The organism is Ensifer sp. (genome assembly GCF_031989085.1).
Lineage (GTDB): Bacteria > Pseudomonadota > Alphaproteobacteria > Rhizobiales > Rhizobiaceae > Ensifer.
On record NZ_DALZXU010000001.1, the window covers coordinates 2,515,525 to 2,530,554 of the forward strand.

General features: G+C 63.5%; 13 protein-coding genes. 8 read left to right on the top strand and 5 right to left on the bottom strand.

All coding sequences use genetic code 11. From position 1 onward, the window contains the following. The first annotated feature begins 374 nt into the window (after positions 1 to 374). The gene (locus RTP54_RS12305) at positions 375 to 1,307 is read left to right on the top strand and encodes a ribose-phosphate pyrophosphokinase (RefSeq protein WP_312362914.1); all 933 of its coding nucleotides are present in this window, start codon (positions 375 to 377) and stop codon (positions 1,305 to 1,307) included. A 101-nt stretch (positions 1,308 to 1,408) separates the two neighbouring features. Further along, the gene (locus RTP54_RS12310; protein WP_312362916.1) at positions 1,409 to 1,681 is read left to right on the top strand and encodes a hypothetical protein; all 273 of its coding nucleotides are present in this window, start codon (positions 1,409 to 1,411) and stop codon (positions 1,679 to 1,681) included. A gap of 486 nt (positions 1,682 to 2,167) precedes the next feature. Here the strand turns inward: RTP54_RS12310 and ettA are convergent, their stop codons facing one another. Both ettA and RTP54_RS12320 read right to left on the bottom strand, forming a co-directional pair. After that, entirely contained in the window at positions 2,168 to 3,817 is a 1,650-nt protein-coding gene (gene ettA / locus RTP54_RS12315; protein ID WP_312362918.1) for an energy-dependent translational throttle protein EttA, read from the bottom strand. Positions 3,818 to 3,935: 118 nt separating this feature from the next. Beyond that, on the bottom strand, positions 3,936 to 4,715 hold the full coding sequence (locus RTP54_RS12320) for a ribonuclease T2 family protein (protein WP_312362920.1): 780 nt from the start codon (positions 4,713 to 4,715) through the stop codon (positions 3,936 to 3,938). 182 nt (positions 4,716 to 4,897) lie between these two features. Here RTP54_RS12320 and RTP54_RS12325 point away from each other — a divergent pair, with 182 nt between their 5' ends. The 3 genes from RTP54_RS12325 (at position 4,898) to RTP54_RS12335 (ending at position 8,552) form a co-directional block, all read left to right on the top strand. After that, positions 4,898 to 5,878: an alpha/beta hydrolase gene (locus RTP54_RS12325; RefSeq protein ID WP_312362922.1), complete on the top strand. Its 981-nt coding sequence runs from the start codon at positions 4,898 to 4,900 to the stop codon at positions 5,876 to 5,878. A 12-nt stretch (positions 5,879 to 5,890) separates the two neighbouring features. Next, positions 5,891 to 6,844, top strand: a complete 954-nt coding sequence (locus RTP54_RS12330) for a DMT family transporter (RefSeq protein ID WP_312362923.1) — start codon at positions 5,891 to 5,893, stop codon at positions 6,842 to 6,844. Between the two features lie 61 nt (positions 6,845 to 6,905). Beyond that, positions 6,906 to 8,552: a thiamine pyrophosphate-binding protein gene (locus RTP54_RS12335; RefSeq protein ID WP_312362925.1), complete on the top strand. Its 1,647-nt coding sequence runs from the start codon at positions 6,906 to 6,908 to the stop codon at positions 8,550 to 8,552. A 262-nt stretch (positions 8,553 to 8,814) separates the two neighbouring features. On the opposite strand, the gene RTP54_RS12340 is transcribed toward RTP54_RS12335, so the two are convergent. The 3 genes from RTP54_RS12340 to RTP54_RS12350 form a co-directional block, all read right to left on the bottom strand. Beyond that, positions 8,815 to 9,171 (bottom strand): cupin domain-containing protein, encoded by a 357-nt coding sequence (locus tag RTP54_RS12340; protein WP_112810304.1) that lies wholly within the window; start codon positions 9,169 to 9,171, stop codon positions 8,815 to 8,817. Positions 9,172 to 9,291: 120 nt separating this feature from the next. Next, a complete protein-coding gene (locus RTP54_RS12345) occupies positions 9,292 to 9,630 on the bottom strand; it encodes a TIGR01244 family sulfur transferase (protein ID WP_025427758.1) in 339 nt (112 codons plus the stop codon). A 79-nt stretch (positions 9,631 to 9,709) separates the two neighbouring features. Beyond that, complete coding sequence (locus RTP54_RS12350; RefSeq protein WP_312362928.1) at positions 9,710 to 10,555, bottom strand: DUF4432 family protein; 846 nt, start codon at positions 10,553 to 10,555, stop codon at positions 9,710 to 9,712. 182 nt (positions 10,556 to 10,737) lie between these two features. Between RTP54_RS12350 and RTP54_RS12355 the strand changes: the two genes are divergently transcribed. The 3 genes from RTP54_RS12355 (at position 10,738) to RTP54_RS12365 (ending at position 15,012) form a co-directional block, all read left to right on the top strand. Next, on the top strand, positions 10,738 to 12,165 hold the full coding sequence (locus RTP54_RS12355) for a L,D-transpeptidase (RefSeq protein WP_112810306.1): 1,428 nt from the start codon (positions 10,738 to 10,740) through the stop codon (positions 12,163 to 12,165). A 737-nt stretch (positions 12,166 to 12,902) separates the two neighbouring features. Beyond that, positions 12,903 to 14,192 carry an FAD-binding oxidoreductase gene (locus RTP54_RS12360; RefSeq protein WP_312362931.1) on the top strand — a complete coding sequence of 430 codons (1,290 nt, stop codon included), beginning with the start codon at positions 12,903 to 12,905 and terminating at the stop codon, positions 14,190 to 14,192. 457 nt (positions 14,193 to 14,649) lie between these two features. Continuing rightward, positions 14,650 to 15,012, top strand: a complete 363-nt coding sequence (locus tag RTP54_RS12365; RefSeq protein ID WP_112816119.1) for a hypothetical protein — start codon at positions 14,650 to 14,652, stop codon at positions 15,010 to 15,012. Positions 15,013 to 15,030 lie beyond the last annotated feature (18 nt).

The following is a 15,030-nucleotide window of genomic DNA, read 5'->3' on the forward strand; positions in this document are numbered from 1 at the left end:
CAGCCCTTTCCGCCACCCCGACTGGCAAACGCACCGTGCCGGGCGCCTGGCCTTGCGGCCACGGCAACTTATGACGGTGTCGTCGTGCCCCCGCTCCGGCTCCGGCCTTACGGTGACGCCTGCGAAGGGAGCGTGTGCATCACCTTCAAGGTTATGCGACAGAAGCGTTGCTGCGCTCTCATAGCCCCCTCGTCCGATCGGCGCGATAAGGAAGGCGTACACCGGCTCATTGTCGGCGATCCGGCAAGCCATCCCGTCGAACCAGACGGCCTTTACGCGAAGAATGCGAAACGCCCGGTTGTGAAACGCGGCGCAAGTCACTAGAGGTGCCTCATGCGTCTCATCCCGAAGGCTCCTGAAACAGGATCGTGCCTATGAAGCTGGTGACCGGTAACTCCAATCGCGCCCTTGCCGATGCCATTGCCAGCCACCTGGGCCTTGCCCTGACCGATTGCACGGTCAAGCGCTTCGCCGACCAGGAAGTCAACGTTCAGCTTCACGAGAATGTCCGCGGCGAGGACGTCTACATTCTCCAGTCGACAAGCGCGCCGGCCGACGGCAACCTGATGGAGCTGCTGATCCTCACGGATACGCTGCGCCGCTCATCGGCGCGCCGTATCACCGCCGTGATCCCCTATTTCGGCTATGCCCGCCAGGATCGCCGCGCGACCGGCCGCACGCCGATCTCAGCCAAACTGGTCGCCAACATGATCGCTGGCGCGGGCGTCCACCGCGTCATGACCGTCGATCTGCACACCGATCAGATCCAGGGCTTCTTCGATATCCCGACCGACAACCTCTATTCGGCGCCCGTGATGACGCGCGACATCAAACAGCGCTACGATGTGAGCAACCTGATGGTCGTTTCGCCTGATGTCGGCGGCGTGGCGCGCGCTCGCGCGATCGCCAAGCGCATCGGCACCGATCTTGCAATCGCCGACAAGCGGCGCCCGCGCGCGGGCGTATCGGAAGTGATGAACATCATCGGCGATGTGTCGGGGAAACGCTGCCTGCTCGTCGACGACATCGTCGACAGCGGCGGCACGTTGATCAATGCCGCCGAGGCTCTGTTGAAATCGGGGGCCAGAGACGTTTCGGCCTATATCACCCACGGCGTTCTGTCCGAAGGCGCCTGCGCACGCATTGGCGCAAGCCCCCTCAAGGAATTGGTCGTCACCGACAGCATCGTTGAAACCGAGGCGCAGCGTCAAACCCGCAATATCAGGCGCATCAGTATTGCGCCCCTGATCGGCGAAGCCCTTTCCCGTACCGCGAGCGAGCAAAGCGTCTCGAGCCTTTTCGACTAGCGCGCTTCATTCCTGATCCGAAACTTTCATCCGCGGAAATTTGGCCAGGCCCAAGGCAGCTGGCAAAGAGCGAGACGGCAGCCGTGGTCGAGACGGCGGCGATGGCCGAATTCATCGGACCCTTCGGCTTGGCCGAAACCGTCCCCGCACAGTATCGGTCGGCGCTCCCGATGGATCCGTATCGCTCAGCGCCATCCCCCGTGTGGAACAGCCGTCGCGAGCCAACAGGATCGCTTCCGTTCAAAGATCAAGCGCTGGAGGCCGAAGACCCGGAAAACGATCAGATGCTGGGCGGGACGCCCGGCCTGCGATCCGACCGCGCTTGCCCTTCGATCAGCAGATCAAGCATCATGTCGAACGTGTCGGTGCGGTGAAGGTGTTCACGAACGGCAGGAAGATACTCCGCCCGACTTCTTATGGCAGCGACAGCCGATCGGAGGCGGATCAGAACCTGCCTGGAGATTGTTGCCTCACTGCGGAGCCCTTCGGCCTTTTGCCAGAGAGGATTTTCCGATGCGTCAAGTGTGGCTCATCAAAGGCATCCGCCCTCAGCAATTTGCCGGCAGAGCGATCCGTCAACGCGTGCAATACAGTATCGAAGTGACCTTCCGACATGCACGCCGGTTTGCCAGGGAGCCGGACTCCCTTTCAAAATTCTGCGCAGGAGATCGGGCTTGCCCGCTTCCTCACATCATCTCGGGTCCGAAGCCCCGCCGCACCGCGCGTCAGCCTGACGCGCCATGGCCGCCGTGACGTTTCGGCGTTCGTGCATTTTTCAGGGCCGCGCTACGCCGGAGGCAAGCGTGCCGCAGGAAATGGGCACGTCGCGCAGACCTCGACCCGCGCGACGTGCCGGAACATCAACGCGTCAGGCGCTTGTAGGTGACGCGCTTCGGGTTGACCGAATCCGGGCCGAGGCGACGGATCTTGTCCTTTTCGTAGTCTTCGAAGTTGCCTTCGAACCATTCGACCTGGCTGTCGCCTTCAAAGGCGAGGATATGGGTCGCCAGGCGGTCGAGGAACATGCGATCGTGGCTGATGATGACGGCGCAGCCGGCAAAGTTTTCGAGCGCGATTTCGAGGGCTGCGAGCGTCTCGGTGTCGAGGTCGTTGGTCGGTTCGTCGAGCAGCAGCACGTTGCCACCGTCCTTCAGCATCTTTGCGAGGTGGACGCGGTTGCGCTGACCACCCGAGAGGTTGCCGACCTTCTGCTGCTGGTCGCCGCCCTTGAAGTTGAAGGTCGAGCAATAGGCGCGCGAGTTCATCTCGTACTTGCCGAGCTTGATGACTTCGGCACCGCCCGAAATTTCTTCCCAGACGGTCTTGTTGCCGTCGAGCGCATCGCGGCTCTGATCGACATAGCCCAGATGCACCGTCTCGCCGATACGGATAGAACCGCTATCGGGCTTCTCCTGGCCGGTGATCATGCGGAACAGCGTGGTCTTGCCGGCGCCGTTCGGGCCGATGATGCCGACGATGCCGCCCGGCGGCAGCTTCAGCGAAAGACCGTCGATCAGCAGGCGATCGCCATAGCCCTTGGTGACGCCGTCCATCTCGATGACCACCTGGCCGAGACGTTCGCCGACCGGGATGATGATCTGGGCGTCGCCAGGACGCTGGTTTTCTGCGGCATCGACCAGTTCGTCATAGGAGCGGATACGCGCCTTGGACTTGGCCTGGCGCGCCTTCGGGCTGGATGCGATCCATTCCTGTTCGCGCGCGATCGCCTTCTGGCGGGAGGCCTCTTCGCGGCCTTCCTGCTGCATGCGCTTGGCCTTGGCGATGAGGTAGGCCGAGTAGTTGCCTTCGTAGGGAATGCTGCGGCCGCGGTCGAGCTCGAGGATCCAGCCGGTAACGTTGTCGAGGAAGTAGCGGTCGTGGGTGATCATCAGCACGGCGCCCGGATATTCGCGCAGGTGCTTTTCGAGCCAGGCGATCGTCTCGGCGTCGAGATGGTTGGTCGGTTCGTCGAGCAGCAGCAGGTCGGGCTGCGACAGGAGCAGCTTGCAGAGCGCGATACGGCGCTTTTCACCGCCCGAGAGGCTGGTCACGTCGGCATCACCCGGCGGGCAGCGCAGCGCTTCCATAGCCATTTCGACCTGGCTTTCCAGGTCCCACAGGTTCTGGCTGTCGATGATGTCCTGGAGCCTTGCGCCCTCTTCCGCCGTCTCGTCGGAATAGTTCATCATCAGTTCGTTGTAGCGCTCGACGATGGCGGTCTTGGCGGCAACGCCTTCCATGGCGTTTTCAAGCACGGTCTTGGTCGGGTCGAGCTGCGGCTCCTGCGGCAGGTAGCCGATGGTCGCACCGTCGGCGATCCAGGCCTCGCCGGTATATTCCTTGTCGAGGCCGGCCATGATGCGCAGCACCGTCGACTTACCGGCGCCGTTCGGGCCGAGGATACCGATCTTGGCGTCCGGGTAGAACGACAGATGAACGTTGTCCAGGACCTTCTTTGCGCCGTAGGACTTGTTCAGCCCGGCCATGTGATAGATGAATTGACGTGCCATAAAGGAAAGCTCCGCATGGGAAGGAAATTTGCCCGCTATGTAGGCGAATTAGTGCAAAGGGGCAATCGCCAAAGGCGCTTGCCCCCGCCTATCCCATGCCGGCAGCCCTCGTCCGCCGCTATCCGCGCCCTGCCGCGTCGGCAATGCCCCTGGCGCATTTGAACTCGGTCGGCCCGGCTGCCTGGATCAGCGATGCAAGACCTGTTTTGCCCGAGACGTCGCCGGTGAGCCCGATCGTGAGCCCGGTGATCACGCTGCGGCCTGCCACCGTCTGGCAGCGCATGCGCACCCGGTCGCCCGCGCCCGCTCCGAAGCTCTGGTCGAAGGCCTGCTTGATCGACGTCTCGTCGAGTTCGGAACCAATGCGCCCTCGAAAGAGCGTGCCGACGGCGGACCGGTTGAGCTCATCAAGCATGCGCAATTGCGCCGCAAAATAGTCGTCGACCGTGCCGCCCTGGCAGGTGCCGCTGCGCAGCCATTGGTGGCGGTCGAGGCCCGATTGCACACCCGGCATGGCGACCAGCAGCCTCGCGGCGGTATCGTCGGTCAGGCCGAGCTTCGGCAGGTCGAGCCAGTTGCCTGTGCGGTCCTGGCTGCGCATCTCGGCCGCGACCCCGCAATAGCTCTTGCGCAGAGGCCAGAGCCCGTGCAGCGACAGGTTGGTGGCATCGAACCGGTCCGCCGTCTGGCTCACGCATTCCTTGCGATCCGGCCGCGTCTCGCAGAAGCCCGGTTGCCAGCTGACCGCCAGCACATAGTCCGTCCGTCCCGCGCCTGTTTGCCCCGCGCTACCTGCCGCCTCCTGCGCCAGAGCCGGGGTCGACGGTGCAAGCAACATCGCCAGCGCCACCGCAGCACCTGCCAGTGAACGTGATATCGCATTTCTCCAAGATGCCATGACACTCTCCCGAAAAACAAAACGAGAACAAATATCGCCCATAACGGGAAAATTGCAACTGGAAATTACAGGTGCGGGAAATCGCTTGTGACCTCATGCGCAGAGATCACCAAGCCGCGATTGCCTTTCCCTCCCAAATCGATTTGATATCGCCAAAGCTGACGATTGGTCCGGGAGAAGGCATGTTCGGGCAGGTGAGGACGCATCAAAGCCCGACCGGCGCTCTTTTGAGCTGGCGCCATTTTCCGGCGACCACCGACGCGCGTGGCATTCTGCTCGTCAGCCATGGCCTTGCCGAACATTCCGGCCGCTACGCCCGCTTCGCGGAAGTGATGGCCGGCCACGGCTTTCACGTCTATGCTCATGATCACCGCGGGCACGGGGCGACGCGCGCGCCGGATGCGCCGCTTGCGATGTTTTCGAACAGCAATGGCCTCGGCAAGGTGTTTGCCGACATCAAGGCCATGCGCGCGCTTGCCCTTGAGGCGCATCCGGGCCTGCCGGTCATTCTCTTCGGCCACTCCATGGGTGGTCTCATCGCACTCAATGCCGCAGAGACCGATCCCGGCCTCTATGACGCGCTCGCCGTCTGGAACTCCAACTTCCGTCCTGGCATCGCCGGCCGCGGCGGCCAGTTGATCCTGAAGATCGAAAAGGCGCTCAAGGGCTCCGATGTGCCGAGCCCGCTGTTGTCGAAGCTCACCTTCGGCGCCTGGGGCCAGGCGATCAAGGACCGCAAGACCGGTTCCGACTGGCTGTCGCGCGACGCGGAGGAAGTGGCGAAATACATCGCAGACCCCCTCTGTGGTTTCGATGCGACGGTATCGCTCTGGCTGGACCTGATGCGGCTTGCCTTTGCCGGCGCCCGCACCGACCGTCTGGCGCGCCTTCCCGCCAATCTGCCTGTCCATCTCGTCGGCGGCAGCGCCGATCCCTCGACCGAAAACGGCAACGCCGTTCGGTGGCTCGGCGAGCGCATGAAGGCACGCGGCATGACGAACGTGTCGGTGACCATCCATGAGGGCATGCGCCACGAGACGCTCAACGAGATCGGCCGCGAAAAGGCGGCAGCGGACTTTGCCGCCTGGTGCCAACAGGCCGTCGCAACCTCCGTTACCGGCACGCCTGCCGCCGCCGGGGCCGCGGCCGGCCAGAGGCGCTGAACCGAAATCACCATGGCAGACATGTCCCTTCCCACGGCCAAGAACGCAAACGACCGCATTTCCTTCGGCCTGACGCTGATGGTCCTTTCGGTGCTCCTGTCGCCGCTGATCGACATCTTCGCCAAGCTCGCGATCGCAACCGTTCCCTCGGCGCAGATCACCGCGGTGCGCTTCATCCTGCAGGTCGTGTTCATCCTGCCCATCGTGCTGGTGCGCGGCAGCCTTTTCGATCTCACCTGGCGCAAGACCGGGCTGCACGCGTTGCGCGGCGGCCTGCTCGTCATCACCATGCTCTCTTTCATCACCACGCTGAAGGTGATGGAGGTGGCCGACGCCATCGCCATCTTCTTCGTCGAACCGATCATCCTCACCATCCTCGGTAGCATCTTCCTGAAGGAAACCATCGGCTGGCGGCGCTACACCGCCTGTGGTGTGGGGTTTTTCGGCGCGCTGCTCGTCATCCAGCCGAGCATGCAGGAGGTCGGGCTGATCGCGCTGCTGCCGATCGTCGCCGCCTTCGGCCTTGCGGTGTTCCTGCTGGTGACGCGCATGGTCGCGCAGAACGAGGACCCCTGGTCGATGCAGTTCCACGCCGGCATCTGGGGCGGGCTTTTCTGTCTCGTTCTACTTTGGCTGGGCGAAGGCAGCGGGTCCAGCATCTTCGATCCGGTCTGGCCAGAGGGCAACACCTGGTTCTACCTGCTCGGCGTCGGCGTTACCGCCACCATATCGGGCGTGCTCGGGGTCTATGCCTATCGCTCGGCTCCGGCCTCGGTGCTGGCGCCGCTGCAGTATCTCGAAATCGTTTCGGCGACGATCTTCGGCTGGCTGGTCTTCGACCACCTGCCCGACGCGCTGAAATGGCTGGGCATTGCCATCATCATCGGCTCCGGCCTCTACATCATCTGGCGGGAACGCCGGGTCGACAAGACTGCGAGCATCGCTCCGGTTTCGCCAGCGATCTGAAAACGAGCAATCTGAAAACTGGCGATCTGAAAACAAAAGAAAGACTATCGGGAGGAAGAACATGAAAACTGGAGGTCAGCTGGTCGTCGACGCACTCGTCGCCAACGGCGTCAAGCGCATCGCCTGCGTACCGGGGGAAAGCTATCTGGCGGTGCTGGATGCGCTCTATGACACCGACATCGACGTCGTCGTCTGCCGCCAGGAGGGGGGCGCTGCGATGATGGCCGATGCCTGGGGCCGCCTTTCGGGCGAACCGGGCATCTGCATGGTCACGCGCGGCCCCGGCGCCACCAACGCATCGGCAGGCCTTCATGTCGCAAGGCAGGATTCGATCCCGATGATCCTCTTCATCGGCCAGGTGCAGAGCGATGCGCGCGAGCGCGAAGCCTTCCAGGAGATCGAATACCGCCGCGCCTTCACCGAAGTCGCCAAATGGGTTGGCGAGATCGACGATCCCGCCCGCATCCCGGAATTCGTCACCCGTGCCTTTGCCGTTGCAACGTCGGGCCGGCCGGGCCCTGTCGTGCTGACGCTGCCTGAAGACATGCTGACGCGCAGCGCCGATGCGCCGGCGGCAAAGCCCTACCAGCCGGTCGAAGGCCATCCCGGCCCCTCCCAGCTTAAAAAGCTCGGCGCGCTGCTTGCGGACGCAAAGCGCCCGATCGCCATCCTCGGCGGCACCCGCTGGACGGCCGACAGCGTCGCCGGATTCCAGCGTTTCGCCGAACGCTTCAGCCTGCCGGTCGGCTGCTCCTTCCGCCGCCAGATGCTGTTTGATCACCTGCATGCCAATTATGCCGGCGACGTCGGCATCGGCATCAACCCCGCGCTGGCCAAGGAGATCAAGGAAGCCGATCTGGTGCTTCTGATCGGTGGGCGTTTCTCCGAAATGCCTTCGTCCGGCTATACCCTGATGGATAGTCCCTACCCGCGCCAGACGCTGGTGCATGTGCACCCGGATGCCGCCGAGCTCGGCCGCGTCTACCGTCCGGAATTGCCGATCGCCGCAAGTCCGCGCGATTTCGTCGAAGCGCTCGAAGGGCTTCGACCTGCGGCCGAGCCGGTGTGGTCGGCGCGCACACGGGCGATGCACGAAGCCTATCTCAAGTGGTCGACACCGCCGCAGACAGGCCCCGGCGCCGTGCAGATGGGTCCGATCATGAACTGGATCGAAGCCAATACGCCTGAGGACACCATCTTCACCAACGGCGCCGGCAACTATGCCACCTGGGTCCACCGCTTCCACCGCTTCCGCCGATATGCGACGCAGGCGGCGCCCGCATCGGGATCCATGGGCTACGGCCTGCCGGCCGCCGTTGCGGCCAAGCACCTGCACCCGGAGCGCGAAGTCATCTGCTTTGCCGGCGACGGCTGCTTCCTGATGCATGGCCAGGAGTTTGCGACCGCGGTGCGCTACCGCCTGCCGATCATCACCGTCGTCGTCAACAACGGCATCTACGGCACGATCCGCATGCACCAGGAGCGAGACTACCCCGGCCGCGTCAGCGCCACGGACCTGACCAATCCTGACTTTGCCGCTCTTGCCCGCGCCTATGGCGGCCACGGCGAGACCGTGGAAAGGACCGAAGATTTCGCCGATGCGTTCCTGCGCGCCCGCGCCAGCGGCAAGCCGGCGATCATCGAGATCAAGCTCGACCCGGAAGCGATCACCCCGACGCGCACGCTGAGCGAAATCAGGGCGGGCTGAGCGGGCTTTTACGCTTGGACGATTCGATCACGGCGCCGACGCGCCGTGACTGGATTCCTGTGACAGGCACAGGAATGAGGGCGTCGGAGATATGATTGGTGAACAAGCGGACTGTTCCGCATGCAGCCGCGATCAATGAGGGGTTGCTGTCCGCGTCCTTACCTCATTCCTGTGCCTGTCACAGGAATCCATCAGCGCCGCGTCGGCGGCGCGGATATCGCCCCGTTTAGCCTAGCTGACCGAGAAACCGCGAACCGTCGGCTTACGCGTCCTCCAGCCACTCGGTGGCAAATGCGCCGGCCACGTGCAGGTCGGTGGTCTCCAGGCGTCCAGGTCCCAGGTTCTCGAACTTGTGCGGCACGTTGGCCGGCGCAACGACGATCTGCCCGGCTTCAGCCTCGATCTTGCGATCGCCGACGGTAAAGAGCGCCCGGCCGGTGCGGATGATGAAGGTTTCGGCATAGGGATGGCGGTGCAGCTTTGGCCCACCGCCGATCCTGTCGGTGGTGAAGAACATCACCGAGACGTCGGCGCCATAGGCGCCGCCCTGGAATTCGCCCTGCCAGACATCGGGCTCTTCCGCCCACTGCTCGCGCTCGATCAGGTGTATTCCGCTCATGCCGTCTCCTCCGTCATTGGCGTGTTTGCACCACGGTTGAGCCGGCATCAGCTGCACTGCGAATGACGCAACGCACGCCGAGGGCGCGCGTTGCGCACCCAGCTGTCGCGAAGGGCCGGCTCAGCCGCGAATATGCTGTGTCTGCTGAAAGACCGCCGTCGATCGGGCGCCGGAGCGGCAATAGCCGAGCATCGGGCGCTGGAACTCGTCGAGCGCGTCGACCATCTTTTGAACCGCGTCCGCCGTCACGCCCATCGGGCCGACAGGGATATGCATGGTCTCGATGCCCAGTTCCTGCGCGCGCGCTGCGATGGAATCAAAAGTCGGCTGGTCCGGCGCCTCGAAATCGGGGCGGTGGCAGACGATGGACTTGAAGCCGAGCGCCTTGATCTGGTCGAGGTCCTCGACCGTGATCTGGCCGGAAACCGAGTATTCATCGTTGATCGGGCGGATGTCCATGGCAGCTTAACCCCTGCAAAAAATCTGAGGCCCTTGATGTAGGCGCGCCGTCTGCCGGCGTCAATTCCAAAGGCTTGCCTCAGACGACGCCGAAGCCAAGCGCATAGGTCTGCGTCTGGCCGGGCTCGAGCAGTGTCAGTTCCTCGGCGGCATGGAGCTCCGGCCGTTTGGCGAGCCGGTGCGAAGCCGGCTCGATGCTGATGACGTCAGCGGCCCCGCGCTGGCAGCGCCACATCTGCAGAAAGGGCAGCGTGTCGGCGCGGAAGCGTACCGTCAGCCGCCTGCCGCCGACGCCGGCAAGCGGCGACAGCGAGACCTCTGACCACCCGTCCGCTCCCATATGTGCCGGAATGCAGAAATGCGCGCTCTCGCCCTCGCCGAAGCGCCAGTCGCGTGCCCCCTCGGCAAGGGAGGGGCTGACGATGCGGGTCTCGTTGCCTGCGAGCCGGCCGGCAATGTTGAGGTGATACATCATCATCGGCGGGAACGCCCGGGCGCCGGTGTTGGTCAGCCGGTCTTCGAGCATCACCTGGTGGCGGTCTGCATCCACCTGCCAGCGCCGCTCGAGCAACGCATGGCCGCCATCGGCCAGAGCGATCTCGACCGTGGCAATGCAAAGCGTGGCGTCGGCCGACATGTGCGTATGCTTGACCGGCGTGCCGGCCAACGATCCGTGCAAGGGATAGCGCGCGCCCGCCTCGCTGCCGTCGATCGGCTCGGGGTGGCGGATGTGATCGGGGCCGCAGGTGAAGAGAAAGCCTTGAAGCGCCCGGTCTATGCGCGGGTCGCCATCGCTCGGGATCGCCGCCCCCGGCGACAGGTCGACGCCATCGACGACGAAAGCGGCAATGTCGAGCGCCGACAAGCGGTCGAAGAGAATGTGATTCTCCTGCTCGTCCTCCGGCGCATCAAATCTTGTTCGCATGCACCGGCCCTCCAGCCCAAACCACTCCAGCCCAACCCACGGGAATCACAGCGATCACAAAGACATGATAGCCGATGGGGGCTGTTTTTCATCGGTTGAAAGCTGCTAACGCTGCGCCTAGATAGAATTTAACCGCTTATTCATGATGAATTCATTTTTTTCACATTAACGTCGAAATCCGAATGTACCGCGCCACATCAACCACCATGAGAACAGGTTTTAACGTGACGTCAGCGACCCGCACCGGCCTCTCGCTCCTCGCCGCAGCCGGCTTCCTCGCCGTGGATCTTGCATCCGCCTTCGCTCAGGAAGGCTACGGCCGCAACCGCCGGGGCAATGGCGACGTGATGCTGGTGACGCCGGACGGCGAAATTCTCGACTATATGCCGGGAGCCGACGAAGTGCGCACCATGCGCGACCGTCGCGGCCGCACCGTGCTCGTCGACAACTGGGGCAATCTGGTCGCCACCGTCGTGCCGTCGGAAGGCTATGGCGCCTACCGCCGCCAGCAGGAAGCGGACTATTATTCCAACCGGCGCACCCGCGATCGCGGCTACGGCTATTCCGAGCCGGGCGACGTCACCGGATCCATTCCAGACTACCGCGACCAGGCCTATCGCGACGTGGTGCCGCCTTCGGTCGAACGCAACGAACTGCCCAACAGCCTGCCCGGCCTGATCGACGGCGGTGAACAGGCGGCGATCGATCCGCAATATGATGAGCCGCCGCGCCAGTCCATGCCGCCGGCGATCTCGGTCAAGTCGAAGTCACGCGCCGAAATCACCGCATTGCAGGTCTTCCTCGACCGCGAAGGCTTTTCGCCCGGCGTCATCGACGGCAAGATGGGCTCCAACGTCACCAAAGCCATCGAGGCCTACCAGCAGTCGACCGGCGAAACGCTCGATCCGAACAACACCGAGGACATTCTCGAGCGGCTGCGCATGAACGGCGGCCTGCCGATCACCAGCTACACGATCACGGCTGCCGATGCCGCGGGGCCCTATGTCGCCTCGATCCCCGACGATTACGCCCACAAGGCGATGCTGCCGCACATGTCGTTCACCGCGACGAGCGAAATGCTCGGCGAGAAATTCCACATGGACGAGGCCTATCTGCGCGAACTGAACCCGGGCGTCGACTTCACCATCCCCGGCACGATCATCAAGGTCATCAACCCCGGCGAAAACCGCAAGGAAAAGGTCGCGCGCATCGTCGCCGACAAGGCTCGCAAGCAGGTTCTGGCCTACGACGCAGCCGGCAAGCTCGTCGCCGCCTACCCGGCGACGATCGGCTCGTCCGACACGCCCTCGCCGTCCGGCACCGTCAATGTCGAGCGCATCGCGCTCAATCCCGGCTACACCTACAATCCGAAGATCAACTTCAAGCAGGGCAACAACGACAAGATCCTGACGTTGCAGCCGGGCCCGAACGGTCCGGTCGGAACCGTCTGGATCGCGCTGTCGAAGCCAACCTACGGCATTCACGGCACGCCTGAGCCCTCCAAGATCGGCAAGACCCAGAGCCACGGCTGCGTGCGCCTGACCAACTGGGACGCGACCGAGCTTGCCAAGATGGTCAGCGTCGGCGTCACGGTCGAATTCGTCGACTGATGCGCCGCGTTTGCACGGCAGCGCATGTCGAGCGCTTGAGCCGATCGTGGCCTCCAGCCGTTGGAAGCGCTGAAGGCGCTTGCTTCTCGAGCGCTGCGCCCATTTTCCCTCATTCCGGCCTTGGGCTGGAATCCGGAGACCTGACGGACGTCAGGTGAAAAGCTATTCATCCCAAAGACTTGGGATCGCTCGATTCCTGTGACAAGCACAGGAATGAGGTGCCTTGACCCTTAGCAAGGGCTTGCGTGGTATCGGACAACGAGAATGAACGACCCTGTCCGACGTGCCAAGGTTCTTGCACGGACAATCGCTGCCCCCTTCGGCATCGCGGCAAGGCCCCCAACGCCCCGAAATTCCTCCGAATCCCTTGAAATCGCAGCTTTTTGTTTGCGCCTTCACCCAATTGGGGGAGTGACACCGGCAGGCCTCCATTGAAAATGCCCCTGTCTGACCAAGGACATCCGCGGTCAGGCTATTTTCATCGGAACCCATAGGGCCGGTGCGGCGGACCACCGACCCGGCAAAGACATTTAACCCGACTACTCCATCGACACGACCCAGACCGCGGCCGCCCACGAAGCGGCTGCGGTCATTTTTTTTGCCAGGCCCGCACGAGCCCTTTCAGGCGCACCCGGCCTGCATGACCTCATGAAACATTGTCATGAGAATTTTCGAGGCGTTGGTCCTATCACTTAGCCACCTCTAAATTTCAGGCCCTTACCGAAGGAATGTCCGCGATGGCGACCGAGCGCACCCTGCCCAACCTTTGGCATGCGACCGCGCCGGCAGCGCCGGAGACGCGGCCACTTTCCCGCGACATCACCACCGATGTCGCCATCATCGGCGGCGGCTTCACCGGCCTGTCGGCCGCCCTTCACCTCGCAGAAACGGGCGTGAAGGCGACCGTCATCGAGGCGAAGATGATCGGCTTCGGCGGCTCCGGCCGCAATGTCGGCCTCGTCAACGCCGGCATGTGGGTGAAGCCCGATGACCTGATCGCGACGCTCGGCGCCGACGCCGGCAACCGCCTGCTCTGTGAGCTCGGCGACGGCCCGGCCATGGTGTATTCGCTGGTCGAAAAGCACGGCATCGCCTGCGAAGCCGTGCGCAACGGCACACTGCACATGGCGGTCGGCGCCGAGGGCCTGAAGGACATCAGCGACCGCGAAGCCCAGTGGAAGAAGCGCGGCGCGCCGGTCGAGGTCCTCTCGGCCGAGCGGGCGGCAACACTCTCGGGTGCACAAGGTTTCTCCGGCGCGCTGCTCGATCGCCGCGCCGGCACGATCCAGCCGCTTGCCTATGCCCGCGGCCTCGCGCGCGCAGCCCTTGCCGGCGGCGCCGAGATCTACACCGACACGCCGCTTGTGGGCGCCGAACGCCAGGGCGATGCCTGGCTGTTGCAGGCGGGCGAAAACACCGTCAGGGCCAAGCAAGTGATCCTCGCCACCAACGCCTATGGCGGCATGTTTGCGCAGACGCCCTGGCAGCAGCACACCCAGGAACTGACGATCCTGCCCTATTTCCAGTTCGCCACCAATCCGTTGCCGGAAAAGGTCGCAGCCCGCATCCTGCCGGAGCGCCAGGGCACCTGGGACACCGGCCTCGTCATGACCTCGTTCCGGATGGACCAGCAGAACCGCCTCATCTTCGGCTCGATCGGCCGGCTGGATGCGATGGCGCAAGGCACGCACCGCGCCTTCGCCGCCCGTTCCGTGCGCAAACTCTTCCCTTACATCGGCGATTTCCGCTTCGAATACTGGTGGGACGGCCGCATCGGCATGACGACCAACAACCTGCCGGCCATGCACACGCTGGCGCCGAACGTGTTTTCCGTCAGCGGCTACAACGGCCGCGGCATCGCACCCGGCACCGTCTTCGGCAAGGCGCTCGCAAGCCACGTCACCGGCCAGACCTCGGCAATCCCGCTTGCCGAAACGCCCGTGACCCCCGACAGCCTGCGCACCGTCAAGTCCGCCTTCTACCATGCCGGCGCGCAGGCCAAGCACCTGGTCGATCATCGTTTCTAAGCCCTCAGTGCCCGCCAATGGGCTGATCACCGCTTTTCTCCTCATTCCGGCCCTGTGCGGGAATCCGGCGATCTGACGTCCGTCAGATCAAGAGCCTTTCAGCCAAGGACTTGGCTGCCTGGATTCCTGTGACAAGCACAGGAATGAGGTCGATTGTGGCTATCACTGAGCCATTGCGGTTCTCGGCAGCCCTCCGAAGCAGGTCTTGTGCACGCAACACGGACGACCGACGAGCGGCGATCCGCATCGCAAGGTGTCGACACGGGTTAATGACAGCCGCCCGCAGATCACCCGGCGCCAGTCTTGAATGTTGAATTTTCGACGTGTAGCTTCCTCTGCGGAAGCCTCTCCAAACCTGCTGCCGGGTTGAAGGGCCGCTGACCTATCACCCGACGATGATGTTCACCAACGTCGAAGCGTAATCGGCAGACTTCGGCCAAGAGCATCGGATCGTCATATGCTGAACCCGCAGCTTAGGTTCTCGTCTGCCAACATTGCTACCCTGAAGAAATCTCTCCGAGATCATTACCCTCAGATCAAATCATCGCACCTGGACGAGGCGATCGCCTCATCCATTGGCTTCAAGTCATACGCAGCGATGCGGCCAGCGCTCCTTCAAGTCGGCAGCCACGCGCGGTTGATCGTCGTGACCGATCACATGTTGCTTCTGCTTCGACTGGAAGAACTGGGATACCGGGACATCGACGCGGGGCACCTGCGCCGCCTCATGTGGGATATTAATTTTCCGGATCGCGAGTACGATAATCAACTCGATGAAGCTGTCTCGAAACGCAGAAGGCCGACGGCCGCGAACTCGTGATAACGGTACAGGCCGTCG

Coding starts and splice junctions, on each gene's coding strand:
- ettA (WP_312362918.1), bottom strand. CDS start 3,817: ATGGCACGTCAATTCATCTATCACATGGCCGGGCTGAACAAGTCCTAC.
- RTP54_RS12305 (WP_312362914.1), top strand. CDS start 375: ATGAAGCTGGTGACCGGTAACTCCAATCGCGCCCTTGCCGATGCCATT.
- RTP54_RS12310 (WP_312362916.1), top strand. CDS start 1,409: ATGGCCGAATTCATCGGACCCTTCGGCTTGGCCGAAACCGTCCCCGCA.
- RTP54_RS12345 (WP_025427758.1), bottom strand. CDS start 9,630: ATGGACATCCGCCCGATCAACGATGAATACTCGGTTTCCGGCCAGATC.
- RTP54_RS12365 (WP_112816119.1), top strand. CDS start 14,650: ATGCTGAACCCGCAGCTTAGGTTCTCGTCTGCCAACATTGCTACCCTG.
- RTP54_RS12360 (WP_312362931.1), top strand. CDS start 12,903: ATGGCGACCGAGCGCACCCTGCCCAACCTTTGGCATGCGACCGCGCCG.
- RTP54_RS12335 (WP_312362925.1), top strand. CDS start 6,906: ATGAAAACTGGAGGTCAGCTGGTCGTCGACGCACTCGTCGCCAACGGC.
- RTP54_RS12330 (WP_312362923.1), top strand. CDS start 5,891: ATGGCAGACATGTCCCTTCCCACGGCCAAGAACGCAAACGACCGCATT.
- RTP54_RS12325 (WP_312362922.1), top strand. CDS start 4,898: ATGTTCGGGCAGGTGAGGACGCATCAAAGCCCGACCGGCGCTCTTTTG.
- RTP54_RS12350 (WP_312362928.1), bottom strand. CDS start 10,555: ATGCGAACAAGATTTGATGCGCCGGAGGACGAGCAGGAGAATCACATT.
- RTP54_RS12340 (WP_112810304.1), bottom strand. CDS start 9,171: ATGAGCGGAATACACCTGATCGAGCGCGAGCAGTGGGCGGAAGAGCCC.
- RTP54_RS12320 (WP_312362920.1), bottom strand. CDS start 4,715: ATGGCATCTTGGAGAAATGCGATATCACGTTCACTGGCAGGTGCTGCG.
- RTP54_RS12355 (WP_112810306.1), top strand. CDS start 10,738: ATGTACCGCGCCACATCAACCACCATGAGAACAGGTTTTAACGTGACG.